The sequence below is a fragment of the Pseudomonas meliae genome (assembly GCF_001400515.1).
Taxonomy (GTDB): domain Bacteria; phylum Pseudomonadota; class Gammaproteobacteria; order Pseudomonadales; family Pseudomonadaceae; genus Aquipseudomonas; species Aquipseudomonas amygdali.
The window spans coordinates 1-294 of record NZ_LJQT01000043.1 but is presented as its reverse complement, the minus strand read 5'-3'; the positions used below and the strand labels follow the sequence as shown (position 1 = coordinate 294).

Sequence of the window (294 nt, the reverse complement as noted above, 5' to 3'; positions counted from 1 at the left end):
TGTCTACACCCTCTTAGTGACGGGCGAAGTGAAGATTTTTGTTTGGTGTCCGTCACTGCTTTGCCCCTTTATTCAATACATTCTTGACCAAGGCCGGTGGGGACAGAGGGACCAATCCATAGGGTGGAAATATACCTTTTTGATAGTACTGATGACTGGCCTTTACCAATGCCTGGGCACGTGGACTGAGACGGCCCCACGCTGGGGATTCGGTTGTATTGAGAAATTTTTTTGCATCCATTCGCCAGTCCCCAATAGCCACCAGCAATTCACACATTTGAACCGCCCCGGGTT

General features: G+C 49.7%; 1 protein-coding gene. It reads right to left on the bottom strand.

The genetic code is table 11. The features are described from left to right. Nucleotides 1–52 precede the first annotated feature (52 nt). Nucleotides 53–294 (bottom strand): effector protein Tle3 domain-containing protein (locus ALO64_RS01880; RefSeq protein WP_157058612.1); only part of this gene is annotated, 242 nt, incomplete at its 5' end.